We start from the raw sequence: 26,059 nt of genomic DNA on the forward strand, positions 1-26,059 counted from the left end.
AACACGTCCGCCCCCGGGCTGGAATCCGGTTCGGGTGGTGTGGTCGACTACCGGCATGTTCGCGATCACAGCAGCACGCTCTTCCTTCGACGACCCCCTCTCCGCCCTCGAAGCCGGCGAGCGCCCCGACCCCGGGCCCCGGGACGGCTGGACCACGGTCGACGTCCGGGCGGCCTCCCTCAACCACCATGACCTGTGGAGCCTGCGCGGCGTCGGCCTCCCGGCCGACCGCCTCCCGATGATCCTGGGCTGCGACGCCGCCGGGGTCGACGAGGACGGCAACGAGGTCATCGTCCACGGCGTCGTCGAGGACGGCGCGGGCCGACCGACGATCCTGTCCGAGAAGTACGACGGCACCTTCGCCGAGCGGGTGCTCGTGCCCCGGGCCAACCTGCTGCCCAAGCCGCCGGAGCTGTCCTTCGAGGAGGCGGCCTGCCTGCCCACGGCATGGCTGACCGCGTACAGCATGCTGTTCGGCAAGATCGACCTGCGCCCCGGCTCGACGATCCTCGTGCAGGGCGCGGGCGGCGGCGTGTCCGTGGCGCTGGTCAGGCTCGCGGTGCGGGCCGGGCACCGGGTGTACGTGACGAGCCGGGACGAGGCCAAGCGCAAGAAGGCCCTGGAACTGGGCGCCTACGCGGCGGTGCCGACGGGGGAGCGCCTGCCGGAGCGGGTGGACGCGGTGTTCGAGTCGGTGGGCCAGGCCACCTGGGCGCACTCGGTGCGCTCCCTCAAGCCCGGCGGCGCCATCGTCGTCTGCGGCGCCACCAGCGGCGACGCCCCGCCGGCCGAGCTGACCCGGGTGTTCTTCCTCCAGCTGCGGGTCATCGGCTCCACGATGGGCACCCGGGACGAGTTGGCGGGCCTGACGGAGATGTGCGCCCGCACGGGCGTGCGGCCGGTGATCGACCGGGTGCTGCCGCTGGAGCGCGCCGCCGAGGGCTTCCGGGCGATGGCCGACGGCGGGCTCTTCGGCAAGATCGTCTTCACGGTCTGAACCCGCCGACCGCCCCGGGGAGTGGAGGACCGAACCCGTCCTCCACTCCCCGTAGCGTCGTCCCATCGACCGGAACCCCGCAGGGGGAACGCGAAGGGACCGACCATGCTGCGAGGACTCACCACCGTCACCCTGTGGGCCGACGACGTCGCCGAGGCGGCCCGCTGGTACACCGGGGTCCTGGGCGCCGAGCCCTACTTCGAGCGCCCCGGCCACGGCCTGCCGCCCGGGTACGTCGAGTTCCGGACCGGCGACCACCAGCACGAGCTCGGCATCGCCGGCCGCGGCTACGCGCCCCCGGCCGCGCGCCCGGGCCCGGGCGGCGCGGTCGTGTACTGGCACGTCGACGACGTCGAGGCCGCCCTGGCCCGGCTCCTGGAGCTGGGCGCGAAGGAGTACGAGCCGCTCACCGTCCGGGGCGAGGGCTTCGTGACCGCGTCGGTGGTCGACCCCTTCGGCAACGTCCTGGGGGTCATGTACAACGCCCACTACCTGGAGATGCTCCGGCCCCGCCCCTGAGGCCCGGGGCCCGGACGCGGGAGGGGGCGGGACGCCGCCGGCGCCCCGCCCCCTCATCGCGATCCCCGCACCAGGCTCCGGTGCGGCGGCCTACTCGTCGTCGTCCTCCTCGTCCCGGCGGCGCTTGCGCTTGGGGCCGCCGGAGCCCCCCTCGCGGCCCGGGCGCAGCAGCGCCTCGGCCAGGGCCAGCACCGTCTCCTCCAGGGAGGCGAACCGCTTGGTGATGTCGTCGTGGGAGTTCTCGACCGCCTCGGTGACGGTCTCCTCCAGCTCGTGCCGGTCCGGGCGCTGCTTCAGCTCGCGCAGCACCGGGGCGACCGCCGAGGTGACGTGCTCGTCGATCTCGTTCAGCTTGTCGCCGTGGTCGATCTGCGGGCGCTCCACCAGTTCGGTCAGGCGGCGGTGCAGCTCGCTGACCTCCATGGTCTGCGGGAGCTGGTTGAGGCGCTGGTTGAGCGCCTCCAGCCGGTCGTCCACGGCCTCCAGGCGGCCGTCGACGCCGTCGAAGTGCCCGCTGACGCCCTCGAACTGGCCCTCGACGCCGTTGACCCGGCCGTCGATGCCGTCCAGGCGGCCGTTGATGCCGTCCATCCGGCCGTCGATCCGGTCGATCTTGCCTTCCATGCCCTCGAACTGGCCTTCGAAGTGCCCTTCGAAGGTGTCGAAGCGGTCGGTGAGGCGGCCCAGTTCGTGGTCGACCTTGCCGGTGATCTGGGTGAGGTGGCCGTCCACCTTGGAGGTGAGGGCCTCGCGCTGGCGCTCCAGCCGCTCGTCCAGGGCGGTGCGGTGCGTCTCGACCTGCTCGGTGAGCGCCTCGGTGAGGGTCTGCGACCGGTCCTCGGCCTCGGCGGCCAGGCGGGCGGAGCTCTCGGCCACGAACGCGCGCAGCTCCTCGAAGCCGGCGGCGACCCGCTCGGCGTCCTCGGAGATCCGGGAGGCGAGCGCGTCGGAGCGCTCGGTGAAGGACGCGCTCATCCGCTCGGCGGACGCCTCGGCGTGCTCGCGGGCCTCGGTCCGGCCCAGCTCCAGCTGCTCGTCCAGCTCGGACAGGCGCTGGCGCAGGTGGGTGCGCAGGTCCAGCAGCGAGGTTTCGTTGTCCTTGCGCAGGGCGGTGACGGCGCCGGCGACGTCGGCGACGGCGGCGGTGGCCTCGGCGTGGTTCTCCTCGGCCAGGGTCGTCAGCTGGGTGGCGTTCTCGGTCACCTTGGCGGCCAGGGCCTCGTGGCGCTCGACGAGCGCGTCGTGCCGCTCGCCCGCGGCGGCGGCCAGGGCGGACAGCTCGCCGTTCAGCTCGCCGGTGTTCTCCTGGAGGCGCGCGAGCAGGGCCTCGTGCTTGTCCGCCAGGGCGGTGGACAGCTCGGCGGCCTTGGCGTCGGCCTGCTCGGTGAGGGCGGTGCGCAGCCCGTCGGTGCGCTCGCCCAGGTCGGCGCGGGCCTCGCCCAGCGCCTCGGTGAGGGCGGTGCGGCCCTCGGCCACGGCGGTGGACAGCTCCTCGCGGGCGGCGGTCACGGCCTCGGCCAGCTCGGCGGCCTTGGCGTCGCCCTGCTCGGTCAGGGCGGTGCGGGCGCCGGCCACGGCCTCGGCCAGCTCCCCGGCCTTGGCGTCGGCCTGTTCCGCCAGCGCGGTGCGGGCCTCGCCCAGGGCGGTGGACAGCTCCTCGCGGGTGCCCGCGACGGCCTCGGTGAGGACGGTGCGGCTCTCGGCCAGCGCCTCGGCCAGCTCGGTGTGCCGGGTGCCGGAGACCTCGGCGAGCGCGGTGAGCGAGGACTCCACGGCCTCGGTCCTGGCGCTGAGCGCGGACAGGGCGCCGTCGAGGGCCTCCAGCCGCGACTCGAAGGCCTCCGACAGGGTGGTCAGCCGCTCGCCCAGCTCGCCGACCTGCTCGGCGGTGCGGTTCCCGGTCTCCGACATGCGCTGGAGACGGGTGAGCGCGGTGTCCAGGTGCCCGGCGATGCGGTGGGTGTCCGCGCGCAGGGACGGCATGTCCGACAGCGGCTTGACCTGGCGGCCCACGACCTCGATGTGCTCGGCCAGGGTCTCGGCCCATTCCGGCGGGCGGGCCAGGAAGTCGTCGATGCGGCCGTCGACCGCGGTGAGGGACTCGGCGAGCGCGGTGAGCTCGCGCTCGCGCAGCTCACGCAGGAGCCACTCCATGCCCTCCAGGCGCTGGCGCATCTCCTCGGTGACCGCACCCTGCGTCTTCTGCTCGGAGTCGTGCTCGTGGGCCGCCTGGGAGAGCAGGTCGCGCATGCGGTCGGAGATCCCGGCCTGACCTCCCCCGTTGAGGAAGTTGTGATTGCTCTGTTCCACCGAGGTGCTCCTTGTTCTCTCTGGCGCTCCCGACACCTGGCCCGGGGGAATGGACGGTGGGTGTTCCGGGCAGGTCGGGTTCTCGATGGTCCCCGGGCGGGCGGCGGTCCCGCAGGCGTTCGCGCCTCACTGTGATCAGAGTGTGACTGTGTGTATACGCGCGAGGCAAGGGGCCAGCGTCGACCGAACCGCGTTGCGGATCACTCACGCACGGCCTTCCGGGTGAACCCATGAGAAGGGAGGGAATCGCGGCCCCAGTCTAACGACCCGGAGAGCCCTCCCCCCAGGGGATCGGGAAAGATATCCGCCCTGTGAGATAACGATCCGATACCTCGGGTCCTACTCTGGGTGACCGCCCCCTCCCGGCCGGACCGGGCCGTCGTTCCAGGTCAGACCGCCGTCGCGGCCGCCTCGCGGCACAGCAGCGCGAAGGGCCGCTCCCCGATCCTGGTGAGCACCACCGTGGCCGTCCCGGGGCCGGAGGGCTTCAGGCCGCGGCGCAGCTTCTCGGTGTCCACCGCGGACCCCCGCTTCATCACCGTCACCGTGCCCACCCCGCGCTCGCGCAGCGCGGCCCTGACCCGCTTGAGGGAGAAGGGCAGGACCTCCTCCACCTCCAGCACCCGCCACAGCGGGGAGCGCACCGCCGCGTCCGCAGTGAAGTACGCGATCCGCTCGTCCAGCAGCGCCCCGTCCACCCGGGCCGCCGCCTCGGCCACCAGGTGCGAGCGCACCACCGCGGGGTCCGGGTCGTACAGGTACCGGCGCGCCGGGGCCACCGGCGCCGGCCCCAGGCCGGGGTCCTCGTCCAGGTGCGTGCGCGAGCCGTCGCGCTCGGACAGCACCGTGGCCCGGCGGCGCGGCCCGCCGGCCAGCGCCCCGAACCACAGGGCCGCCTCCTTCAGCTCGCCGTCCACCGAGATCCACTCGGTGTCCGCGCCCGGGGCCAGCGCCTCGTGCGGGATGCCCGGGGCGGCCTTCAGGCAGGCCGCCTCCGCCCCCTCGGCCAGGGCCACCGCCACGTCCCAGGGCGGGGAGTAGGCGGCGGGGTCGAACACCCGGCCGCGCCCGCCGCGCCGGGCCGGGTCGCACACCAGCAGCGGGTACTCGCCCGGGGAGACCTCCGTGACGTCGCCCTCGCGCACCCGGGCCGTGCCCTCCAGCCCCAGCGCCCCGATGTTGGCCCGGGCCACCGCCGCGGTCGCCGGGTCCAGCTCCACCCCCTCCACCGGGATCCCCCGGGCCGCCAGCGCCAGCAGGTCCGCGCCGATCCCGCAGCACAGGTCGCCCGCGGGGCCCGCGTGCGCCCGCGCCACCCGCTCGGCCCGGTACTCGGCGACCGACCGGCGGGTGGACTGCTCCAGGCCGTTCGGGGTGAAGTACATGCGGTCCGCCAGGCCGCCGAACTTGGCGCGTCCGCGAACGCGCAGCGAAATCTGGGTGAGGACCGCGTTCACCAGCTCGGAAACGGGTAGGCCGGGGTCGAGGGCGGCCACCCGCGGGTCCTCGCGCAGCCGGGAGGCCGCCGCCAGTGCGTCCCGGGCGGCCGACTCGGCGTCCACCGACGCCAGGACCTCCCGGCCCGCTTCGGTCAGCAGGGCCTCGAACGCGGGCGCGCGCATGGATCTCCTTCGCCGGGGTGGAGCGGCCCCGCACGGTGCCGGGTCCGGTAACGCCGCTGACCAGGGGTCACGGCCACATTTCCATTCTGGCACTCTCGGGGGTAGAGTGCTAATCGCGACGAGGCCGGTCTGGCACCCGCGACGACAGGCCGCCGCGGTCGCCCCTTTTTCTCAGCCGGTCCGCGCTCTCACGCGTGCGGACCGGAAGTACTGGACACCGAAATCCTGAAGGGGGAGGTCACACAGTGTCGACCGCCACCAAGACCGTGCTGAAGCCGCTCGAGGACCGCGTCGTGGTCAAGGCCCTGGAGGCCGAGCAGACCACCGCCTCCGGCCTGGTCATCCCGGACACCGCCAAGGAGAAGCCCCAGGAGGGCGAGGTCCTGGCCGTGGGCCCGGGCCGCTGGGACGACGAGGGCGAGAACCGCATCCCGCTGGACGTCCAGGTCGGCGACATCGTCCTCTACAGCAAGTACGGCGGCACCGAGGTCAAGTACGACGGCCAGGAGTACCTGGTCCTCTCCGCCCGCGACCTCCTCGCGGTCGTCGAGAAGTAGTCCTCGACGCGGCCCGCTCGCACGGGCCCGGAGCAGTATCCGCATCCCGCACCGGTCGGCGCCTCGCCGGGCGGGCGGGATGCCTGTTTTTGGCCAGGCCTACCAAGGAAGAACGGAATGCCGAAGATCCTGGAGTTCGAGGACGGCGCCCGCCGCGCCCTCGAGCGGGGCGTCGACCGCCTCGCCGACGCCGTCAAGGTGACGCTGGGCCCGCGCGGCCGCAACGTCGTCATCGACAAGAAGTTCGGTGCCCCGACCATCACCAACGACGGTGTGACCGTCGCGCGTGAGATCGAGCTGGACGACCCCTACGAGAACCTGGGCGCCCAGCTCGTCAAGGAGGTCGCCACCAAGACCAACGACGCCGCGGGCGACGGCACCACCACCGCCACGGTGCTGGCCCAGGCGCTGGTCCGCGAGGGCCTGCGCAGCGTCGCCGCCGGCGCCTCCCCGATGTCCCTGAAGAAGGGCATCGACGCCGCGGCCGCCAAGGTGTCCGAGATCCTGCTGGAGCGCGCCCGCCCCGTCGAGGAGCGCGCGGACATCGCCTACGTCGCCACCAACTCCGCCCAGGACGCCCAGATCGGCGACCTGATCGCCGAGGCGTTCGACAAGGTCGGCAAGGACGGCGTCATCACCGTCGAGGAGTCCCCGACCTTCGGGCTGGACCTGGAGTTCACCGAGGGCCTCCAGTTCGACAAGGGCTACATCTCGCCCTACTTCGTGACCGACGGCGACCGCCAGGAGGCGGTGCTGGAGGACGCGCAGATCCTCATCAGCCAGGGCAAGATCTCCAACCTGAACGAGCTCCTCCCGCTGCTGGAGAAGATCGTCCAGAACAAGAAGCCGCTGCTGATCATCGCCGAGGACATCGAGGGCGACGCCCTGGGCGCCCTGGTGCTCAACAAGATCCGCGGCACCCTGAACGTCGCCGCGGTCAAGGCCCCCGGCTTCGGCGAGCGCCGCAAGGCCATGCTCCAGGACATCGCGATCCTCACCGGCGGCCAGGTCATCGCCGAGGAGGTCGGCCTCACCCTGGAGAACGCCGACGTCGACGTGCTGGGCAACGCCCGCCGCATCACCGTCACCAAGGACACCACCACCGTCGTGGACGGTGCCGGCGAGCAGTCCGAGGTCGAGGACCGCATCTCCCAGATCCGCAAGGAGATCGAGGCCAGCGACTCCGACTGGGACCGCGAGAAGCTCCAGGAGCGCCTGGCCAAGCTGGCCGGCGGCGTCTCGGTGCTGCGCGTGGGCGCGGCCACCGAGGTCGAGCTCAAGGAGAAGAAGCACCGCCTCGAGGACGCCATCTCGGCGACCCGCGCGGCCATCGAGGAGGGCATCGTCGCCGGCGGCGGCGCCTCCCTGGTGCACGCCTCCACCGCCCTGGACGACCTGGGCCTGACCGGCGACGAGGCCACCGGTGTGGGCATCGTGCGCCGCGCCCTGACCCAGCCCGCCCGCTGGATCGCCGAGAACGCCGGCGCCGAGGGCTTCGTGGTGGTCCACCGCGTCTCCGAGATGGAGGTCGGCCACGGCTACAACGCCGCCAAGGGCACCTACGGCGACCTGACCGCGGAGGGCATCATCGACCCGGTCAAGGTCTCCCGCTCCGCCGTGCAGAACGCCGCCTCCATCGCGGGCATGCTGCTGACCACCGAGGTGCTGGTTGCGGACAAGCCCGAGGACGAGGGCGACGACGACGGCCACGGCCACGGCCACTGACGGACCGCGGCGGACTCCGTCCGCGGACGCCGGGGTGGGCCGGTCCGGGATGCTCCCGGACCGGCCCACCGGTCTGTGCGCGGGGGCCAAGCCGCCCGCGTCCCCGGGGGTGCCGGGCCCGGGGTCGAGAAGGTGTGCACTATCACGTACGCTTCGGGTTTGACCGCACGCGCCGATCCGTTTTGGGGTGAATTTCCCAAAACGTAACCATTCCGTAGTTGGCGATTGGAGCGGTCAGGTCGGCGGACGGGGGCATGATCACTAGCGTGACGGATGCAAACGCCCGGGGGGGCGTTACCGCGCAGCGGCCAGGAACACCGGGGGAACCCGATCCCGCGTCGCGCGACACCGGCCTGAACCACCTGGGGTCGCGGGCGGTCCGGGGTGAGGACGGCGCCATGGACTCGCTGCTCCGCGAGGTCCGCCCCATGGTGGTCCGCTACTGCCGTGCCCGGCTGGCCCGGGTCTCCGGTCTGGCGCACTACTCCGACGACGTGGCCCAGGAGGTCTGCATCGCCCTGCTCTCGGCGATCCCGCGCTACCAGGACCGGGGCCGCCCCTTCGCCTCCTTCGTCTTCGGCATCGCCGCGCACAAGGTGGCCGACACCCTGCGCGGTGCGGGCAGGGTGGAGCTGGTCTCCAGCGACACCGTTCCGGACCGCCCCGACGAGGCGCCCGGGCCGGAGGAGGCCGCGGTGCGGGTCATCGAGGCCCAGCGCGCGCGGGAGCTGCTCGACGAGCTCCCCGAACAGCAGCGCCGACTGCTGGTCATGAGGGTGATAGCAGGACTGACAGCGGATGAGACGGGACATGTACTTGGAATGTCGGCGGGCGCGGTACGGGTTGCCCAGCACCGGGCTATTGCTCGGCTTCGGCAGGTGGCCGTGGCGAACCGCCTCCTCCCCTGAGCGCCCCGGGCGCCCGGGCGACGGGCGCCGCCCCTGCCCCGACCGCCCCCGCGCGCACGCGGCCTGCCGGGCCCTGGGCCCCGTCCGCTACACCCCGCGCCGCCGCCACTGAGCCGCGCCCGCCCCGCGCCCGCCGCGGAAGGGCGGGGAAGAACACGCGCACCCACCGGTGTTGACCTGGGCAGGGTCCCTCCCGGCCCGCGGCCGATCCGCTCGGCCCCGCACCGTCCCATCTCAAACAGTGAGACTGCTCACTTTCACGCCCGAGCGGCGGGGAGAACGCCCCGTTCCCCCCGACCCCACCGGGGCGACGACCTAGGATGAGACGACACGCGGGGGCGAGCACCGCGCGGGCGCGCCGGAGGGCCGGCGTGCCGGAGCGAGCAGCGGAGGTTGTGTCATGGGTCAGGAGAACATCGGCGACTACGGGGACAAGCTGCTGCCGCCGGGGTTGACCTACGACGACGTGCTGCTCGTACCGGCCTACTCCGACATGCAGCCCGGCGAGGCCACCACCGCCACCCGGCTGTCCCGCAACATCCGCCTCAACATCCCGCTGCTGTCCGCCGCGATGGACACCGTGACCGAGGCCCGCATGGCCGTGGCCATGGCCCGCCAGGGCGGCGCCGGCGTACTGCACCGCAACCTCTCCGCCGAGGACCAGGCCGCCCAGGTGGACCTGGTCAAGCGCTCCGAGGCCGGCATGGTCACCGACCCGGTCACCTGCAAGCCCGAGGACACCCTCGCCGACGTCGAGCGCCTGTGTTCGCACTACCGGATCTCCGGCGTCCCCGTCACCGACGACTCCGGCCGCCTCGTGGGCATCGTCACCAACCGCGACATGCGGTTCGAGAGCGACCGCGGCCGCCTGGTCCGCGACGTCATGACCACACGGAACCTGGTCACCGCGCCGGTCGGCGTCAGCCGCGAGCGCGCCTTCGAGCTGCTGCGCGAGAACAAGGTCGAGAAGCTCCCGCTGGTGGACGCCGACGACCGCCTGCGCGGCCTCATCACCGTCAAGGACTTCATCAAGAGCGAGCAGTACCCCGACGCCACCAAGGACGCCGACGGCCGCCTCGTCGTGGGCGCCGCCGTGGGCGTGGGCCCGGAGGCCACCGAGCGCGCCAAGCTGCTGGTCGACGCCGGGGTGGACTTCATCGTCGTGGACACCGCCCACGGCCACTCCGCCGGCCTGGCCGACATGGTCGCCAAGCTCAAGGCCAACTCCAGGGCCGACATCGTCGCGGGCAACGTCGCCACCCGCGCCGGGGCCCAGCTGCTGATCGACGCGGGCGCCGACGCCGTCAAGGTCGGCGTGGGCCCCGGCTCCATCTGCACCACCCGCGTCGTCGCCGGTGTGGGCGCCCCGCAGCTCACCGCCATCCTGGAGGCGGCCAAGGCGTGCGGCCCGGCCGACGTCCCCCTCATCGCCGACGGCGGGCTCCAGTACTCCGGCGAGATCGCCAAGGCCATCGCCGCCGGCGCCAGCACCGTCATGCTCGGCAGCCTGCTGGCCGGTGTGGAGGAGAGCCCGGGCGAGCTCATCTTCATCAACGGCAAGCAGTTCAAGGCCTACCGCGGGATGGGCTCGCTGGGCGCCATGCGCGGCCGCTCCTTCTCCAAGGACCGCTACGCCCAGGCCGAGGTCTCCTCCGAGGACAAGCTCATCCCCGAGGGCATCGAGGGGCAGGTGCCGTTCCGCGGCCCGCTCCAGGCGGTCGCCCACCAGCTCGTCGGCGGCCTGCACCAGTCCATGTGGTACGCGGGCACCCGCACCCTGGACGAGCTGCGCGAGCGCGGCCAGCTCATGCGCATCACCAGCGCCGGACTGCGCGAGAGCCACCCGCACGACATCCAGATGACCGTCGAGGCGCCCAACTACAACGGCCGCTGACACACCGCCGCACACCGGGCCGTCCGGAGTCCCTCCGGGCGGCCCGACCCGTTCCCGGAGCGGGACGGATAGACTCTCGGCGGTAGTGAACGCACCGGTCGCACCGGCCGGGGCAGCACGTCAGAGGGGATCGAAGCGTTGGCTCAGGTGGAGATCGGGCTGGGCAAGAACGGGCGCCGGGCCTACGAGCTCGACGAGATCGGCATCGTGCCGGCTCGGCGCACGCGCGACCCGGAGGAGGTGTCGATCGCCTGGCAGATCGACGCCTACCGGTTCGAGACGCCGCTCGTGGCCAGCCCCATGGACAGTGTGGCCTCGCCGGACACGGTCGTGGCGATCGGCCGCCTGGGCGGCCTGGGCGTCCTCGACCTCGAAGGCCTGTGGACCCGGTACGAGGACCCGGCGCCGCTGCTGGCGGAGATCAGCGAGCTGGACGACGTGGCCGCCACCAGGCGGCTGCAGGAGATCTACGCCGCCCCCATCCAGGAGGAGCTGATCGGCCGCCGGATCGAGCAGATCCGCGACGCGGGCCTGGTCACCGCGGCCCGACTGTCCCCGCAGCGCACCGCGCAGTACCACAAGGCGGTCGTCGACGCGGGCGTGGACATCTTCGTGATCCGCGGCACCACGGTGTCCGCCGAGCACGTGTCCGGGCGCGCCGAGCCGCTCAACCTCAAGCAGTTCATCTACGACCTGGACGTCCCGGTCGTGGTCGGCGGCTGCGCCACCTACACCGCCGCCCTGCACCTGATGCGCACCGGCGCCGCGGGCGTCCTGGTCGGCTTCGGCGGCGGCTCGGGCCACACCACCCGCTCCGTGCTGGGCGTGGCGGTGCCGATGGCCAGCGCCATCGGCGACGTCGCCGCCGCCCGCCGCGACTACCTCGACGAGTCCGGCGGCCGCTACGTGCACGTCATCGCCGACGGCGGCATGACCACCAGCGGCGACATCGCCAAGGCCCTGGCCTGCGGCGCCGACGCCGTCATGGTGGGCTCTCCGCTGGCCCGCGCCACCGAGGCGCCCGGCGCCGGCCACCACTGGGGCAGCGAGGCGCACCACGGCGAGCTGCCGCGCGGCGAGCGGGTGCGGGTCGGCACCATCGGCGACCTGTCCGCCATCCTGCACGGCCCGGCGTCCACCAGCGACGGCTCCATGAACCTCATGGGCGCGCTGCGCCGCACCATGGCCACCTCGGGCTACACCGACCTCAAGGAGTTCCAGCGGGTCGAGGTCGTGGTGAACCCGCACCGCTGACGGGTGTCGCGGGGGCGTGCCGGGGAACCGGCGCGTCCCCGCTTTTCGTTGTGCTCCCGGAAAGGCCCCGGGAGCGGTGTGCAACCATGTTCCGGCCGTCGGCGTCACACGACCCGACGATTCCGAAGGGTTCTGCGAGGGAAGGGGTGGGGCTTTGGGCAGGGGTACCCGTGACGGGCGGGGCAGGGGTCCGCTCGTCGCCGTCTGCGTGACTCTGGCGCTGTGCCTGGCACTGACCGGCGGTGTGCTCTTCGCCGTCGACCGGGTCTCGCGGTCGCTCTCCGACTGGGAGCCCCCGTCGTCGGCGGCCGGCGGGCCGCCGGACGGCACCATCGAGACGCCCCCGCACGACCAGCTCACGGGCCCTCCGGCGTCGGCCGAGGTCAACCCGGCCGAGCCGGACCCGGTCTCCTCGGCGGGCGCCGACGAGCAGCAGACGCCCGGGACCGGGCCGCGCGCCGCCGACGACTGGCTGGAGCAGGTCTCCGGCGCCACGACCATCCCGGTGCGGGCCCTGGAGGGCTACGCCGGCGCGCAGCTGGCGCTGGCCGAGGAGCTGCCGTCCTGCAACCTGTCCTGGCCGACCCTGGCGGGCATCGGGTTCGTGGAGTCGCGGCACGGCACCTACGCGGGCGGCGAGATCGGTCCGGACGGCGTCACCACCGTGAACGTCATCGGTATCCCTCTGGACGGCACCAACAACACCCGGGCGATCCCCGACACCGACGGCGGCCTGCTGGACGGCGACACCACCTGGGACCGGGCGGTCGGCCCGATGCAGTTCATCCCCGGGACCTGGGCGCGGTGGGGCGCCTCCGCCTCGGGGGCCGGCGATCCCGACCCGCACCAGATCGACGACGCCGCCCTGTCCGCCGGCCGCTACCTGTGCGCGAACGGCCGCGACCTGAGCACCGCACAGGACTGGGAGGCGGCGATCCTGTCGTACAACCGCTCCCCGGAGTACGTGGCCGACGTCCTGGCCTACGCCCACGCCTACGCCGACGCCTCGGCCTGACCTGCGGTCACACGCGGGACCGGGGGGCGGATCGGGCGGTCCGGACCCCTGCGGGAGAATCCGGGTGTGGACACTCGACCGGCGCTGCTGCGCCGCATCCGCATCTGGATCTGCCTGTTCATCGTGGGCCTGGTGCTGAGCGGCGTCACCGCTTTCCCCCTGCCCGCCGAAGTGCGGCTGCTGGACTCCCTGCTGGCCGGTCCGCTCGCGCCGGTGTCCGAGGCCGCTCCCTGGCTGGCCGACTGGGTCTCCCGGGTGCGCGCCGGCCTGGACACGGTGGAGGCGGAGCAGCCGTTCGTCCTCTACGGCACCGACTGGCTGGCGTTCGCGCACCTGGTCATCGCGGTGGCGTTCATCGGCCCCTGGCGGGACCCGGTGCGCAACATCTGGGTGATCCAGTTCGGCATGATCGCCTGCGTGATGGTGGTGCCGCTGGCGCTGATCTGCGGCCCGATCCGGGGCATCCCGTGGCTGTGGCAGCTGATCGACATCTCGTTCGGCGTCTTCGGGATCATCCCGCTGCTCATCGTGCACCGGCTCATCCGCCGGCTGGAGGCGGCCGAGGGCGCCCGGACCGGCCCCGCCCCCGTACCCGGCCCCGCGGCCTAGAGGTCCTGGAGGACCCGGGTGGCGTGGTCCTCCGCGCCCGGGGCCAGCCGGGCCAGCAGGGTGCGGGAGATGTCCAGCAGCTGCGCCTGCTGCTCGGGGCTGAGCAGGTCGAACATGTTCTCGCGCATGCTGCGCACGTGCTCGACGCCCGCGGTGCGCAGGGTCTGCGCGCCCTTGTCGGTGAGCTTGGCGAACCAGCTGCGCCGGTCGCTCTCGCAGTGCACGCGCTCCACGAACCCGCCCTCGGCCAGCTTGGCCACGGCGTGGGAGATGCGGCTGGGGCGGGTGTGGGTGATCTCGGCCAGCTCGCTCATCCGCAGCGAGCGGCGGTGCGCCTTGGAGAGCAGGACCAGCAGCTCGTAGTAGGTGAGGGGGAGCCCGGAGGACGCCTGCACGTCCCGCTCCACCTGCTGGTCGAGCAGCCGGAACGCCAGTGTGGCCGCGTCCCAGGTCCGCTCCTCGTCCGTGTCCAGGCATCCTTCTGTGCTCATGCCGAGATGCTAGCACGCTGAACAGTTGCGCACTGGAATATCTCTGCGTTAGTGTCCTCCTGAAAGTTCCAGCGCTGAACTACCCATCAATGGTCCAGTGCTGGAATATCCAGCGCTCAAGCACTTTTCCCGGAAGGGACACCCCTCATGACCTCCGCCGAACCCCGGACCGCGGCCGGGACCCGCACCCGCACCGCGGGTACAGCGGCCCTGGCCCTCCTGGCCACCGCCCACTTCACGCTGTCGCTCGACTTCAACGTCGTCTACATCGCCCTCCCCGAGATCGGCCGGGCCCTGGGCCTGGGCGCGGCGGCCCTGCCCTGGGTGGTCAACGCCTTCGCCCTCGGCTACGGCGGACTCCTGCTCCTGGGCGGCCGCGCCGCCGACCGGCTCGGCGCCCGCCGCATGCTCGTGCTGGGCGCGCTCCTGCTCGGCCTGGCCTCCGTCGCGGGCGCCCTGGCCTCCCACGCCGGCGTCCTGATCGCCGCCCGCGCCGCCCAGGGGGTCGGCGCCGCCGCCCTCTTCCCCGCCACCCTCGCCCTGATCGGCACCGCCTTCCCCGCCGGCCCCGCCCGCAACCGGGCGATGGCCGTATGGGGCTCGGCCGGCGCCTTCGGCGCCCTGGCGGGAGGGGCCGTCGGCGGCATCCTCACCAGCGCCTTCGGCTGGACCGCCGTGTTCTGGGCGATCGTCCCGCCCGCCCTGGCGGTGGCCGCGCTCGCCCCCCGCCTGCTGCCCGCCGACCGGCACCGCCCGGACCCGCGCGGCTTCGACCTGCCCGGCACCGCGCTGGTCACCGCGGGCGCGCTCCTGCTCGTGTTCGGGGTCTTCCGCCTCCAGGAGTCCGGATGGATCTCGCCCGACGGCGGCGGCGCGCTGCTGCTGGGCCTGCTGGCCCTGGCCGCGCTCGGGCCCGTCGAACGCCGGTCCGCGAGCCCGCTGCTGCCCGCCTCCCTGCTGCGCGACCGCCACCTCCTGGTGGCCATGGGGCTGATCCTCGTCCTCATGGGCGTCGTCGCCACGCTGCACTACGTCTACACCACCCACGTCCAGGGCACCCTGGGCCTGGACCCCTTCCTCGCGGGCCTGGGCTTCCTGCCCCAGGGGGTGGCCGCCATGCTCGGCTCGGCCCTGCTGCTGCCCCGCCTGCTGGAGCGCTGGGGCGTGCGCACCGCGCTGTTCGCCGGAACGGTCGGCGTCGGCCTCACCTCCGCGGCCTTCGCCCTCGCCCTGGCCGCCGACTCCTACTGGGCGGTGCTGCCCGCCGTGGTCCTGCTCGGCGTCACCGCGGGCACCGTCTACCCGCTCGTGTTCACCGCCGCCGGGAGCGGGGTCGGCGAGCGCGAGCAGGGCGTGGCCTCCGCCGCCGTCTCCACCGTCCAGCAGGTCGGCGGCGCCCTGGGCCTGGCCGTCCTGGCCGCCGTCGCCGGGGCCTGGGGCGGCCTGGGCACCGCCTCCCTGGTCGGCGGGGCCGCCACCGTCGCGGTCGCCTTCCTCGCCCTGCTCCTGCCGCGTCCGGCGGCGGACCGGCCCGCCGCCGGGTGACCCGTCCCCACGCGTGGCGTCCCGTGCGGCGCCCCCGGGCCCGGTTAGCCTGGGGGCGCCGCTCCGGTGGGCGGACCGCCCCGGTGGGTATGCGCTGGGGAGAGGAACCATCGCGACGGAGGGACTGGGATGACGACCACCTGGCTGGGACCCGAGGGGCGTGAGGCCGACCTGGCCGCGATGCGCGACGAGGAACTGGACGTCCTCGTCGTCGGCGGCGGCATCGTCGGCGCGGGCATCGCCCTGGACGCCGCCTCACGCGGGCTGTCCACGGGGCTGATCGAGGCGCGCGACTTCGCGTCGGGCACCTCCAGCAGGTCCAGCAAGCTGATCCACGGCGGACTGCGCTACCTGGAGCAGTTCGACTTCGAACTCGTCCAGGAGGCCCTGCACGAACGCGGCCTGCTGCTCACCACGATCGCCCCGCACCTGGTCCGCCCGGTCCCGTTCCTCTTCCCGTTCGCCCACCACTGGGAACGCTTCTACATCGGTGCGGGCGTCACCCTGTACGACACCCTCGCCCTCACCTCCCGGAACAACCGGGGGCTGCCCTCCCACCGGCACCTGACCCGCAGCGGGGCGCTGCGGGTCTTCCCCGCGCTCAAGCGCGACGCGCTCGCCGGGGCCGTCCAGTACTGGGACTGCCAGGTGGACGACGCCCGGTTCGTCAGCACCGTGCTGCGCACCGCCGCCGGGCTCGGCGCGCGGATCGCCTCCCGGGTGCAGGCCGTCGGCTTCCTGCGCGAGGGCGAGCACGTGGTGGGCGCCCGCGCCGCCGACCTGGAGAAGGGCGAGGAGATCTCCATCCGCGCCCGCCAGGTCGTCAACGCCGCCGGCGTGTGGACCGACGAGATCCAGGAGATGGTCGGCGGCCGCGGGCAGATCCACGTCCGCGCCTCCAAGGGCGTCCACCTGGTGGTGCCCCGCGACCGCATCCAGGCCTCCTCGGGGATGATCCTGCGCACCGAGAAGAGCGTGCTGTTCGTCATCCCGTGGGGCCGCCACTGGATCATCGGCACCACCGACACCGCCTGGGACCTGGACAAGGAGAACCCGGCCGCCAGCCGCACCGACATCGACTACGTCCTGGACCACGTCAACCAGGTACTGCGCACCCCGCTGAGCAGGGACGACGTCGAAGGCGTCTACGCCGGCCTGCGCCCGCTGCTGTCGGGGGAGTCGGAGGAGACCTCCAAGCTCTCCCGCGAGCACGTGGTCGCCCACCCGGTGCCCGGCCTGGTCCTCATCGCGGGCGGCAAGTACACCACCTACCGGGTCATGGCCAAGGACGCCGTGGACGCCGTCGCCCACGGCCTGGGCGGGGGGATTCCCAAGTCCGTCACGGACCGGCTCCCGCTGGTGGGCGCCTCCGGGTACAGCGCCCTGGTCAACCAGCGCCACCGGCTCGCCCGGGAGACCGGGCTGCACGTCTCCCGCATCTCGCACCTGCTGCGCCGCTACGGGACCTGCGCCCGCGACCTGCTCGACCTGGTGCGGGAGGACCCCGACCTGGGCCGCTCGCTCGCCGGGGCCGACGACTACCTGCGCGCCGAGATCGTCTACGCGGTCCGCGCCGAGGGCGCCCGCCACCTGGAGGACGTCCTGTACCGGCGCACCCGGATCTCGTTCGAGACCTGGGACCGGGGCATCGCCGCCGCGGAGGAGGCCGCCGAGCTCATGGCCCCGCTGCTGGGCTGGGACAAGGGGCAGGCCGAACGCGAGGTCGAGTACTACCGCAAGGGCATCGAGGCCGAGCGCGCGGCCCAGGAGCAGGACACCGACCAGGAGGCGGACGCCATCCAGCACGGCGCCCCCGAGATCGTGCCGGAGGCGGGCATCCTCAGGCCGTGACGCCGATCCCGCCCCGGAGTGTCCCATGACACACACGGCGGGTTAGGGTGCGGGGGTACAGACCCCCGCACCCCGAGGAGCCCGACATGATCACGGTGCTGCTCGTCGAGGACGACGTGCGCCTCGCCGACGCCCTCGCCGGAGCTCTGGAGCCCCACGGGTACGCCGTCACCCAGGTGCGCACCGCCGAGCAGGCGCTGGCCGCCGACCCCGCCGACGTCGTCCTGCTGGACCTGGGCCTGCCCGACATGGACGGCGTCGAGCTGTGCCGGATGCTCCGCGAGCGCCACGGCGCCGGCGACACGGCGGTCATCATGGTGACCGCCCGCGGGCAGCAGCGCGAGCGCGTCCGCGGCCTACGGGCGGGCGCCGACGACTACGTGGTCAAACCCCTGGCCATCGAGGAGCTGTGCGCCCGCATGGAGGCGGTGCTGCGCCGCATCCGCCGCCCCGCCGACGGGCCGCTGACCGCCGGACCCCTGCGGATCGACCCGGCCGGGCGCACGGTGGAGCTGGACGGGTCCCGTGTGGAGGTCACCCGCAAGGAGTTCGACCTGCTGCTGGCCCTGGCCCGGGAGGCCGGGAGCGTGCTGTCCCGCGAACACCTGCTGCTGCGGGTGTGGGGGACGACCTGGCCCGGCACGCTGCGCACCCTGGAGGTGCACGTGGGCACCCTGCGCTCCAAGCTCGGCACGCCCGGCCTCATCGAGACGGTGCGCGGGGTCGGGTACCGGATGCCGGTCACCGGGCGGGCCGACGCGGCGCCGACCGGGCGGCACCGCTGAGCGGGGCCCGTGCCGATGCGCCGCCGGATCATCACCGTCTACGTGACCCTGCTGGTCGCGGCCTGCCTGGGGCTGGCCGTCCCGCTGTGCGTCAGCATCGCCGCCCGCGGCACCTCCGACATGTTCCTGGACCGCCTCAACGACACCGCCCGGTTCGCGAGCATCGCCGAACCCGCGGTCCTCGACGGGACCGGCGGCATGCTGGAGGCGGAGATGGTCGCCTACGACCGCCTCTACGGGATCACCGCCGTCGTCGTCGACCGGCACGGCCGGGTGGTGGCCGCCTCCCGGCCCGGCCTGGAGCTCTCGGACCTGGACCCCTCGGCCGACCCGGGCGAGCCGCCCGAGGAGGTCCGCAACGCCCTGGCCGGGAACCGGATGGGGGCGGGCGGCATCGTGTACCCCTGGCAGCGCGGCCCCCTCATCGTCGCCGAACCCGTGGGCCGCTCCGGTGAGGTCGTCGGCGCGGCCGTCACGGCCTCGCCCACCCGGACCCTGCGCCGCGCCACCCGGAACCAGTGGGTGCTGGCGGCGGGCGGGGTCGCCGTGCTCATGGCCGCGGGCATCGCCGCCGCCGGGCCGCTCACCCGGTGGATCCTGCGGCCGATCGACGATCTGGGCGAGGCCACCCGCGCGGTGGCCGGGGGCAGCCTGGGCATCCGGGTGCGCACCGCCGCCGGCCCGGTCGAACTGCGCCGGCTCGGGGAGTCCTTCAACCGGATGGCCGACACCATCACCGCCATGCTGGAGACCCAGCGGGTGTTCGTGGCCTACGCCGGGCACCAGGTGCGCAACCCCCTGGCCGCGCTGCGGCTGCGGGTGGACTCGCTGTCCCGGCACCTCGTCCCGCAGGGCCGGCAGGACCACCGGCTGGCCCTGGACGAGGTGGACCGGCTCACCCGCGTCTGCGACAGCCTGCTCACCCTGGCCCGGACCGAGGACGCCGAGCACACCGAGGTGTGGGAGGAGGTCGGCGAGGTCGTCGGGGACCGGCTGCGCTCGTGGGAGCCCATCGCCGAACGGGTGGGCGCCGTCCTGGTCCGGGAGGGCGGCGACGGGGTCCGGGTCAGGTGCGTGGAGGGCACCCTCGACCAGGCCCTGGACGCGCTCATCGACAACGCCCTGAAGTTCGGGGGCGAGGGCGTGCGGATCACCGTCCGGGTCGAGGAGGTCCCGCCCGGTCCCGGCCGGCCCGGCCACGTGGACGTCCACGTCCTCGACGACGGCCCGGGCCTGCCCGCCGAGCAGCTTGCACAGGCCACCCGCCCCTTCTGGAAGGACGGCGGCGTCGGCGGCTCCGGCCTGGGCCTGTCCATCGTCGTCACCCTGCTCGAACTCCAGGGGGCGTCGCTCACCCTGACCCCCGCGCGCCCCCGGGGCATCGACGCGCGCATCCGGCTGGTCACGGGGTCGGGGCGGGCTCCGGCCGGCGCTCCTGCGCGTACTTGACCTCCCGGTAGTAGCCGGCGGCCCCCGGGTGCAGGGGCACCGGCAGGGTGGAGATCGCCGACCGGGGGTGCAGCTGCAACGCCACCGGGTGGATCTCGGCCAGCCTCGCCCGGGAGGCGAAGAGCAGGCGGGTCAGCTCCTCCGCGTGGGCGTACGGCATATCCGCGTTGACGACCAGCAGGCTCGGCACCCCGATGGTGCGGACCGCCGGGACCCCCGGATAGGTGTCGGCCGGCACCGGCAGCTCGGAGAAGTAGGCGCCGTACTCCTCGCTCAGCGCCGCCACGTGCCCGGACAGGTCCAGGAGCCGTACCGGGCGGCGCTCGGCCAGGTCCGCCACGGCCCCGGTGGGCAGGCCGCCGGACCAGAAGAAGGCGTCGATCTCGCCCCGCTCCAGCGCCGCCGCCGACTCCTCGATGGACAGCCACATGCGGTGCACGCCCCGGCCCTCCCGGCGGCCCCGGATCCCGCCCAGGCCGACCAGGTCCAGCAGTCTCTCGGCCATCATCTCGGTGCCCGACCCCCGCGCCCCGATCGAGACCACGCCCCCGGCCAGGTCGTCCAGGTCCTGGTAGGGGGAGTCCGCGCGCACGACCACGTGGGTGTGGTTGTCGTAGAGGCGGGCGACCGCGGCGATCGGCAGCGGCTCCTCGAACGGCGGCTCCCCGGCCACCGCGAGGGCGGCCACGTCGGCCAGGGTGAAGGCGGCGTCCACGCCGCCTTCGGCCACCAGCCGGTTGTTCTCCACGCTGGCCGCGGTGGTCAACGCCGTGATCCGGACGTTCTCCACCCGGGAGGAGGCGATCCCGGCCAGCGCCGCGCCGTACGCGTGGTAGACGCCGCCGTCGTCGCCGGTCCCCAGGGTCAGGTGCAGGGGCGCCGGTTCCACCGCCGCGGACCGTGTGAGCAGCGGCGCGGACACGGCGAGCACGAGGACGGCGGCGGTGAGGGGCCACAGGAGGCCGAGGGTGGGCCGCGACATGCCGAAACGATAGCAAGATGCGCGAAACCTCAGAGAAACCTCAAATGCCGGTGGAGGACACCGGATTCCGCCGGGATCGCGGCTACGTTTTCGACAGCGGAGTGGTGTGGGCCACAGCGCTCCGGGGGCCGCGTTCCTCCCGCGCCCCGGTGCCCGGCCCACCCCTCCGCCGTAACCCCCCGCACCCGGTGCGGGAGGACCCCGCGCCCCGACGGCGGCGGCGCCCGCCGCACCCGCGCCCCGTCCGCGCGGGTGCGGCGGGCCCGCTACCCTCGGCGGCATGTGGCGATGGAACCCCCGCGACCCGAAGCCGGCCCACGGATCCCCGGTCGAGCACCTGCTGGCCTCGGCGGCCCTGGGCACCGATCCCATGCTCCGGGCCGCGGCCGAGGAGGTCGCCGAGGGCGGCCTCGCCGCCGCCCTGCCGCTGCTCGCCGAGAGCCGGGAGGACGCCGAGACCCGCACCGCCACCGCCGAGGTGCTGGGCCGGGCCGCCGCCGACCGGATCGACGACCTGGGCGACCTCCTGGACACCGCCGACCGGGCCGACCTGATGCTGTGGCTGGGCAACGCCCTGATCGCCCACGCCCTGCGGGCCTCCGGCGGGGCCGCCGAGCGCAAGGCCGCCGAGGCCGCGCTGGACGACGCCCGCCGGGCGCTGGAGGCCGCCGCCGACCTGCGGCCCGACGACGCCGCGCCCTGGGTCGCGCTCCAGACCGTCGCCATGGGCGCGGGGGCCGACCGCGAGGAGAAGGACCGGCTGTGGGACGAGCTGCGGAGCCGGGACCCGCACCTGTTCGCCGCCCACACGGGCCGGGTGCGCGTGCTGTCCCCGGCGCGCGGCGGCGCGGCCGAGGAGATGTTCGCGTTCGCCGGGTCCGCCGCCGACACCGCGCCCGGGGGCGACCCGCTGCCCGCCGTCCTGGCCCTGGCCCACGCCGAGTTCCTGCGCGCGGAGCACAAGCGGCTCAGGGCCGAGGGCGTGTTCGACTTCGTGGCGGGTCAGGCGATGGGGCGCCTGTACGGGGAGGCGGTGGAGGAGCTGTTCGGGCTGGCCCGCGCCTGGGCCGGGAGCGCCGTCCCGCACCCGCGCGACGTGCAGGCCCACCACCTGTTCGGGTGGGCGTTCCACCGGGCCGGGATGACCGAGGCCGCCCGCTGGCACCTGACCGCCGTCGGCAACCTGTACTGCGAGGTCCCCTGGGGGTTCTTCGGCGATGCCCGGACGCAGGTCGCCCGGGCCATGGAGGAGCTCGGCGTGCGCCCCGGCGGCCACCGGCCCCCGGCCGGAGCCGGGTGAGAGGACCCGGAACGCGCCCGAAAAGTCCTCGCCAACGGACTGACCAGCGGGACACAATGCACGGGTGCTACTGACGATCACCACCACCGCGACCCCGGCGGCCCCGGCCACGGACCTCGGATTCCTGCTCCACAAGAACCCGGAGCGGGCGCAGAGCTTCGAGCAGTCCTTCGGGACCGCCCATGTCTTCTACCCCGAGGCCACGGAGCAGCGCTGCACGGCCGCCCTGCTCCTGGAGGTCGACCCCCAGGCGCTGCTGCGGGCCCGCACCTCCGTCAGCACACCCGACTTCGCCCTGGCCCAGTACGTGAACGACCGCCCCTTCGCCACCTCCTCGCTGTTCACGGTGGCGCTGGGCCGGGTGTTCCGCTCCGCGCTCAAGGGCGCCTGCGAGGCCCGGCCGGAACTGGCCGCCGCCCCGCTGCCCCTCGAACTCCACCTGCCCGCGGTGCCCTGCCGGGCCGGCGCCGACAAGGCGCGCGCCCTGTTCGAGCCCCTGGGCTGGCGGGTGGCCGCCGAGCCCGTGCCGCTCGACCCCGGCCTGCCCGGCTGGGGCGACTCCCACTACCTGTCGCTGACCCTGTCCGGCGAGCAGGTGCTGTCCGAGGCGCTGAGCCACCTGTACGTCCTGCTGCCCGCCATGGACGGGAGCAAGCACTACTGGGTGGACCGCGGCGAGATCGACAAGCTGCTGCGTGCCGGGGGCCTGCGCGTCACCGACGCCGAGGAGCAGACCACCGAGGAGGACCCGCAGGCCCGGTCCCCCTGGCTGGCCCGCCACCCCGAGCGCGCCTGGATCACCCGCCGCTACCTCAACCGGCGCAACGCCTACGTGCGCACCGCCCTGGCCCGGCTGGCCGAGGCCGACGACCTCCCGGAGGAGGAGGCCGACCCGGCCCTGGAGGAGGCCCCCGCGGAGGCCGCGCCGGTTCGGGCGGGGGAGGAGCGCCCGCCCTCGCTGGCCGAGCAGCGCGCCGGGGCGGTCCTGGCCGTGCTGCGCGCCGAGAACGCCTCCAGCGTCCTGGACCTGGGCTGCGGCCCCGGCGCCCTGCTGGCGAAGCTGGTCGCCGACCCGACCCTGGAGCGGATCACCGGTGTGGACGTGGACGCCGTCACCCTCCAGATGGCCCACCGCAAGACCTGCCGGGGCTGCGCCCCGAACGGCCGCGGGCGCCACCGCGACCTGTTCGCCGACACCGTGGGCCTCCGGGAGCAGGGCGGGCGCCCGCCCCGGCCCGAGCTGCTCATCGGCTCGGCCGTCTACCGGGACGCCCGCTTCGCCGGGCACGACGCCGTCGTGCTCATGGAGGTCGTCGAGCACATCGACCCGGAGCGGCTGCCGGCGCTGGAGGAGAGCGTCTTCTCCGCCGCGCACCCCCGCGTCGTCGTGGTCACCACCCCCAACGCCGAGTACAACGTCCACTACGAGGGCCTGGCCGACGGCGCGTTCCGCCACCGGGACCACCGCTTCGAGTGGACCCGCGCCGAGTTCACCCTGTGGGCGGACGCCGTCGCCGAACGCAACGGCTACACCGTCCGCTACCTGCCCGTGGGTCCGCAGGACCCCGCCACCGGCTCCCCGACCCAGATGGGAGTGTTCACCCGATGAACACCGATGAGACCGCCCCGGACACCGCCCCCCGCGTCCTGGGCGTGCCCGCCATGGGACTCGTCGTGCTGGTCGGCGTGTCCGGCTCGGGCAAGTCCACCTTCGCCGCCCGCCACTTCAAGCCCACCGAGGTCATCTCCTCCGACTTCTGCCGCGGGCTGGTCAGCGACGACGAGAACGACCAGGGCGCCACCGCCGACGCCTTCTCCCTGCTGCACACCGTCCTGGACATCCGGCTGCGCCGCGGCCTGCTCACCGTGGTGGACGCCACCAACGTGCAGTCCAAGGCCCGCGCCGAACTCCTGGCCGTGGCCAAGGCCAACAACGTGCTGTCCACGGCGATCGTCCTCGACGTGCCCGAGGCTCTGGCCAAGGAGCGCAACCGGACCCGGCCCGACCGGGACTTCGGCGACCACGTCATCCCCCGCCAGCGCCGCGACCTGCGCCGCAGCCTCAAGTACCTGCGCAAGGAGGGGTTCCGCAAGGTCCACGTCCTCAAGGGCGTCGAGGAGATCGACGCCGCCGTCATCGAGCGCGAGCGCGCCTGGCCGGACAAGCGCGAGCTCACCGGCCCCTTCGACATCATCGGCGACGTCCACGGCTGCCGGGAGGAGCTGGAGGAGCTGCTCACGTCCCTGGGCTACGGGATCACCCGGGACGACCGGGGCAGGGCCGTCGGCGCCCGCCACCCGCAGGGCCGTACCGCGGTGTTCGTCGGCGACCTCGTGGACCGGGGCCCCGACACCCCGGGTGTGCTGCGCCTGGCCATGGGCATGGTCCGCGACGGCGACGCCCTCTGCGTACCGGGCAACCACGAGAACAAGCTCATCCGGGCGCTGCGCGGCGTCAGGGTCACCGCCACCCACGGGCTCGCCGAGTCCCTGGAGCAGCTGGGAAGGGAGAGCGAGGAGTTCCGCAGGGAGGTCCTCGACTTCTGCGACGGCCTGGTCAGCCACCTGGTCCTCGACGGGGGGAGGCTGGTGGTCGCCCACGCCGGGCTCAAGGAGGCCTACCACGGCCGCGCCTCCGGCCGGGTGCGCTCCTTCGCCCTGTACGGCGACACCACCGGCGAGACCGACGAGTACGGGCTGCCGGTGCGCCTGCCCTGGGCCCGCGACTACCGGGGCAGGGCGGCCGTCGTGTACGGCCACACCCCCGTGCTCAAGGCCGAGTGGGTCAACAACACCCTGTGCCTGGACACCGGCTGCGTGTTCGGCGGGAAGCTGACCGCGCTGCGCTACCCCGAACGCGAGATCGTCGACGTCGACGCGCGCCGGACCTGGTACGAGCCGGTCCGGCCGCTGGGCGGCGAGGCCCCGGCGGGCGCGGAGGGCGGGGACCGCTCCGACACGCTGGTGGACATCACCGACGTGGGCGTCGGCGACCACCACCCCGGCCTGATCGTCGAGACGGAGTTCGGGACCGTCCGCGCCAACGGCGCGTCCGCCCTGGGCGCGCTGGAGGTGATGAGCCGGTTCTCCGTCGACCCGCGGTGGCTGCTGTACCTGCCGCCGACCATGGCGCCGGCGCCCACCGCCGCGGCCCCCGGGTACCTGGAGCACCCCGACGAGGCGTTCGCCTGGTACCGCGCCGCCGGTGTCGGGCAGGTCGTGTGCGAGGAGAAGCACATGGGCTCGCGCGCCGTCGCCGTGCTGTGCCGCGACGAGGCGGCCGCCGAACGGCGGTTCGCCCCGGGCGCCCTGGGCACGGTGTACACCCGCACCGGGCGGCCGTTCTTCGCCGACCCCGTGCTGCGCGGCGAGGTGGTGGACCGGCTGCGCGCCGCCGTCACCGGGGCCGGCCTGTGGGACCGCCTGGGCACCGACTGGGTCGCCCTGGACGGGGAGCTGCTGCCCTGGTCGGCCAAGGCCCGCACGCTCATCCGCGACCAGTACGCCTCGGTGGGCGCGGCCGCCCGCGCCGCCCTGCCCGCAGCGGGCGCGGCGCTGGCCGCGGCCGCCGAGCGCGGCCTGGACGTGGGCCGCCTGGTGGACCGGGTCACGCGGAGCACGGAGCAGATGGAGGAGTTCAGCCGGGTGTACCGGCGCTACTCCTGGGACACCGACGGCGCCGCCGGGCTCCGGTTCGCGCCCTTCGCGGTGCTGGCCTCCGAAGGCCGCGAGTACTCCGACGCCGACCACCTGTGGCACATGGCCACCGCGGAGCGGCTGGCCGAGGCGGACCCGCTGGTGCGCTCCACCCGCTACCGGGTGGTGGACACCACCGACCCGGCCGCCTGCGCCTCGGCCGCCGCCTGGTGGCAGGAGATGGTGGACGCCGGGGGCGAGGGCATGGTCGTCAAGCCGCTCCAGGGCGCCCGCGCCACGGGCGCCAAGGGGCTGACCCAGCCCGGCCTGAAGGTGCGCGGCCCCGAGTACCTGCGGATCATCTACGGCCACGACTACACCGACCCCGACCGCCTGGAGGTCCTCAAGGACCGGAGGCTGGGCGGCAAGCTCGGGCTGGCCATGCGCGAGCACAAGCTGGGGCTGGAGGCCCTGGCCCGGCACGCCCGCCGCGAGCCGCTGTGGCGGGTCCACGAACCGGTGTTCGCGGCCCTGGCACTGGAGACCGAACCGGTCGACCCGCGCCTGTAGGACGCGGGGCGTTTGGTCGGATCGTACGAAGCGAGGGCGG

20 protein-coding genes are annotated in these 26,059 nt (G+C 74.1%); 16 read left to right on the top strand and 4 right to left on the bottom strand.

The annotated features are described in order from the left end of the window. Positions 1-55 precede the first annotated feature (55 nt). Positions 56-997, top strand: a complete 942-nt coding sequence (locus K1J57_RS13870; RefSeq protein ID WP_220564835.1) for a zinc-binding dehydrogenase — start codon at positions 56-58, stop codon at positions 995-997. Positions 998-1,102: 105 nt separating this feature from the next. After that, positions 1,103-1,516: a VOC family protein gene (locus K1J57_RS13875; RefSeq protein ID WP_220564836.1), complete on the top strand. Its 414-nt coding sequence runs from the start codon at positions 1,103-1,105 to the stop codon at positions 1,514-1,516. Between the two features lie 90 nt (positions 1,517-1,606). Here the strand turns inward: K1J57_RS13875 and K1J57_RS13880 are convergent, their stop codons facing one another. Then, positions 1,607-3,826: a hypothetical protein gene (locus K1J57_RS13880; protein ID WP_220564837.1), complete on the bottom strand. Its 2,220-nt coding sequence runs from the start codon at positions 3,824-3,826 to the stop codon at positions 1,607-1,609. 389 nt (positions 3,827-4,215) lie between these two features. Further along, positions 4,216-5,448: a class I SAM-dependent methyltransferase gene (locus K1J57_RS13885; protein WP_220564838.1), complete on the bottom strand. Its 1,233-nt coding sequence runs from the start codon at positions 5,446-5,448 to the stop codon at positions 4,216-4,218. A gap of 245 nt (positions 5,449-5,693) precedes the next feature. Here K1J57_RS13885 and groES point away from each other — a divergent pair, with 245 nt between their 5' ends. The 7 genes from groES (at position 5,694) to K1J57_RS13920 (ending at position 13,410) form a co-directional block, all read left to right on the top strand. Next, entirely contained in the window at positions 5,694-6,005 is a 312-nt protein-coding gene (gene groES, locus K1J57_RS13890) for a co-chaperone GroES (protein WP_220564839.1), read from the top strand. Between the two features lie 117 nt (positions 6,006-6,122). Beyond that, positions 6,123-7,730 carry a chaperonin GroEL gene (groL, locus tag K1J57_RS13895; RefSeq protein WP_220564840.1) on the top strand — a complete coding sequence of 536 codons (1,608 nt, stop codon included), beginning with the start codon at positions 6,123-6,125 and terminating at the stop codon, positions 7,728-7,730. Between the two features lie 353 nt (positions 7,731-8,083). Then, positions 8,084-8,638: a sigma-70 family RNA polymerase sigma factor gene (locus K1J57_RS13900; RefSeq protein ID WP_220565524.1), complete on the top strand. Its 555-nt coding sequence runs from the start codon at positions 8,084-8,086 to the stop codon at positions 8,636-8,638. Between the two features lie 400 nt (positions 8,639-9,038). Continuing rightward, positions 9,039-10,532: an IMP dehydrogenase gene (gene guaB, locus K1J57_RS13905; protein WP_220564841.1), complete on the top strand. Its 1,494-nt coding sequence runs from the start codon at positions 9,039-9,041 to the stop codon at positions 10,530-10,532. Positions 10,533-10,679: 147 nt separating this feature from the next. Then, positions 10,680-11,786: a GuaB3 family IMP dehydrogenase-related protein gene (locus K1J57_RS13910; RefSeq protein ID WP_220565525.1), complete on the top strand. Its 1,107-nt coding sequence runs from the start codon at positions 10,680-10,682 to the stop codon at positions 11,784-11,786. A gap of 208 nt (positions 11,787-11,994) precedes the next feature. Then, entirely contained in the window at positions 11,995-12,801 is an 807-nt protein-coding gene (locus K1J57_RS13915) for a lytic transglycosylase domain-containing protein (protein WP_255647041.1), read from the top strand. Between the two features lie 66 nt (positions 12,802-12,867). After that, positions 12,868-13,410, top strand: coding sequence for a hypothetical protein (locus K1J57_RS13920; protein ID WP_220564843.1), 543 nt, complete (start codon positions 12,868-12,870; stop codon positions 13,408-13,410). On the opposite strand, the gene K1J57_RS13925 is transcribed toward K1J57_RS13920, so the two are convergent. Continuing rightward, entirely contained in the window at positions 13,407-13,901 is a 495-nt protein-coding gene (locus tag K1J57_RS13925; RefSeq protein ID WP_220564844.1) for a MarR family winged helix-turn-helix transcriptional regulator, read from the bottom strand. The two genes, K1J57_RS13920 and K1J57_RS13925, sit on opposite strands and share 4 nt — an antisense overlap. Positions 13,902-14,048: 147 nt before the next feature. Between K1J57_RS13925 and K1J57_RS13930 the strand changes: the two genes are divergently transcribed. The 4 genes from K1J57_RS13930 to K1J57_RS13945 all read left to right on the top strand — a co-directional run bounded on the left by K1J57_RS13930 (position 14,049) and on the right by K1J57_RS13945 (position 19,531). Next, positions 14,049-15,446 carry an MFS transporter gene (locus tag K1J57_RS13930; protein WP_220564845.1) on the top strand — a complete coding sequence of 466 codons (1,398 nt, stop codon included), beginning with the start codon at positions 14,049-14,051 and terminating at the stop codon, positions 15,444-15,446. A 129-nt stretch (positions 15,447-15,575) separates the two neighbouring features. Then, positions 15,576-17,297 (top strand): glycerol-3-phosphate dehydrogenase, encoded by a 1,722-nt coding sequence (glpD, locus tag K1J57_RS13935; protein ID WP_220564846.1) that lies wholly within the window; start codon positions 15,576-15,578, stop codon positions 17,295-17,297. 86 nt (positions 17,298-17,383) lie between these two features. Next, positions 17,384-18,082 (top strand): response regulator transcription factor, encoded by a 699-nt coding sequence (locus K1J57_RS13940; protein ID WP_220564847.1) that lies wholly within the window; start codon positions 17,384-17,386, stop codon positions 18,080-18,082. 15 nt (positions 18,083-18,097) lie between these two features. Then, a complete protein-coding gene (locus tag K1J57_RS13945; protein WP_220565526.1) occupies positions 18,098-19,531 on the top strand; it encodes an ATP-binding protein in 1,434 nt (477 codons plus the stop codon). Here the strand turns inward: K1J57_RS13945 and K1J57_RS13950 are convergent. Continuing rightward, positions 19,485-20,513, bottom strand: coding sequence for a TAXI family TRAP transporter solute-binding subunit (locus tag K1J57_RS13950; protein ID WP_220564848.1), 1,029 nt, complete (start codon positions 20,511-20,513; stop codon positions 19,485-19,487). The genes K1J57_RS13945 and K1J57_RS13950 overlap by 47 nt on opposite strands. A 280-nt stretch (positions 20,514-20,793) precedes the next feature. Here K1J57_RS13950 and K1J57_RS13955 point away from each other — a divergent pair, with 280 nt between their 5' ends. From K1J57_RS13955 to K1J57_RS13965, 3 genes are all read left to right on the top strand, one after another. After that, positions 20,794-21,813: a hypothetical protein gene (locus tag K1J57_RS13955; protein WP_220564849.1), complete on the top strand. Its 1,020-nt coding sequence runs from the start codon at positions 20,794-20,796 to the stop codon at positions 21,811-21,813. Positions 21,814-21,877: 64 nt separating this feature from the next. Then, positions 21,878-23,422 carry a 3' terminal RNA ribose 2'-O-methyltransferase Hen1 gene (locus tag K1J57_RS13960; protein ID WP_220564850.1) on the top strand — a complete coding sequence of 515 codons (1,545 nt, stop codon included), beginning with the start codon at positions 21,878-21,880 and terminating at the stop codon, positions 23,420-23,422. Beyond that, positions 23,419-26,019, top strand: a complete 2,601-nt coding sequence (locus tag K1J57_RS13965) for a polynucleotide kinase-phosphatase (RefSeq protein ID WP_220564851.1) — start codon at positions 23,419-23,421, stop codon at positions 26,017-26,019. The genes K1J57_RS13960 and K1J57_RS13965 overlap by 4 nt, the downstream gene beginning before the upstream one ends. The last annotated feature ends 40 nt before the right edge of the window (positions 26,020-26,059 follow it).

The sequence above is a fragment of the Nocardiopsis sp. MT53 genome (genome assembly GCF_019598965.1).
GTDB classification, from domain to species: domain Bacteria; phylum Actinomycetota; class Actinomycetes; order Streptosporangiales; family Streptosporangiaceae; genus Nocardiopsis; species Nocardiopsis changdeensis.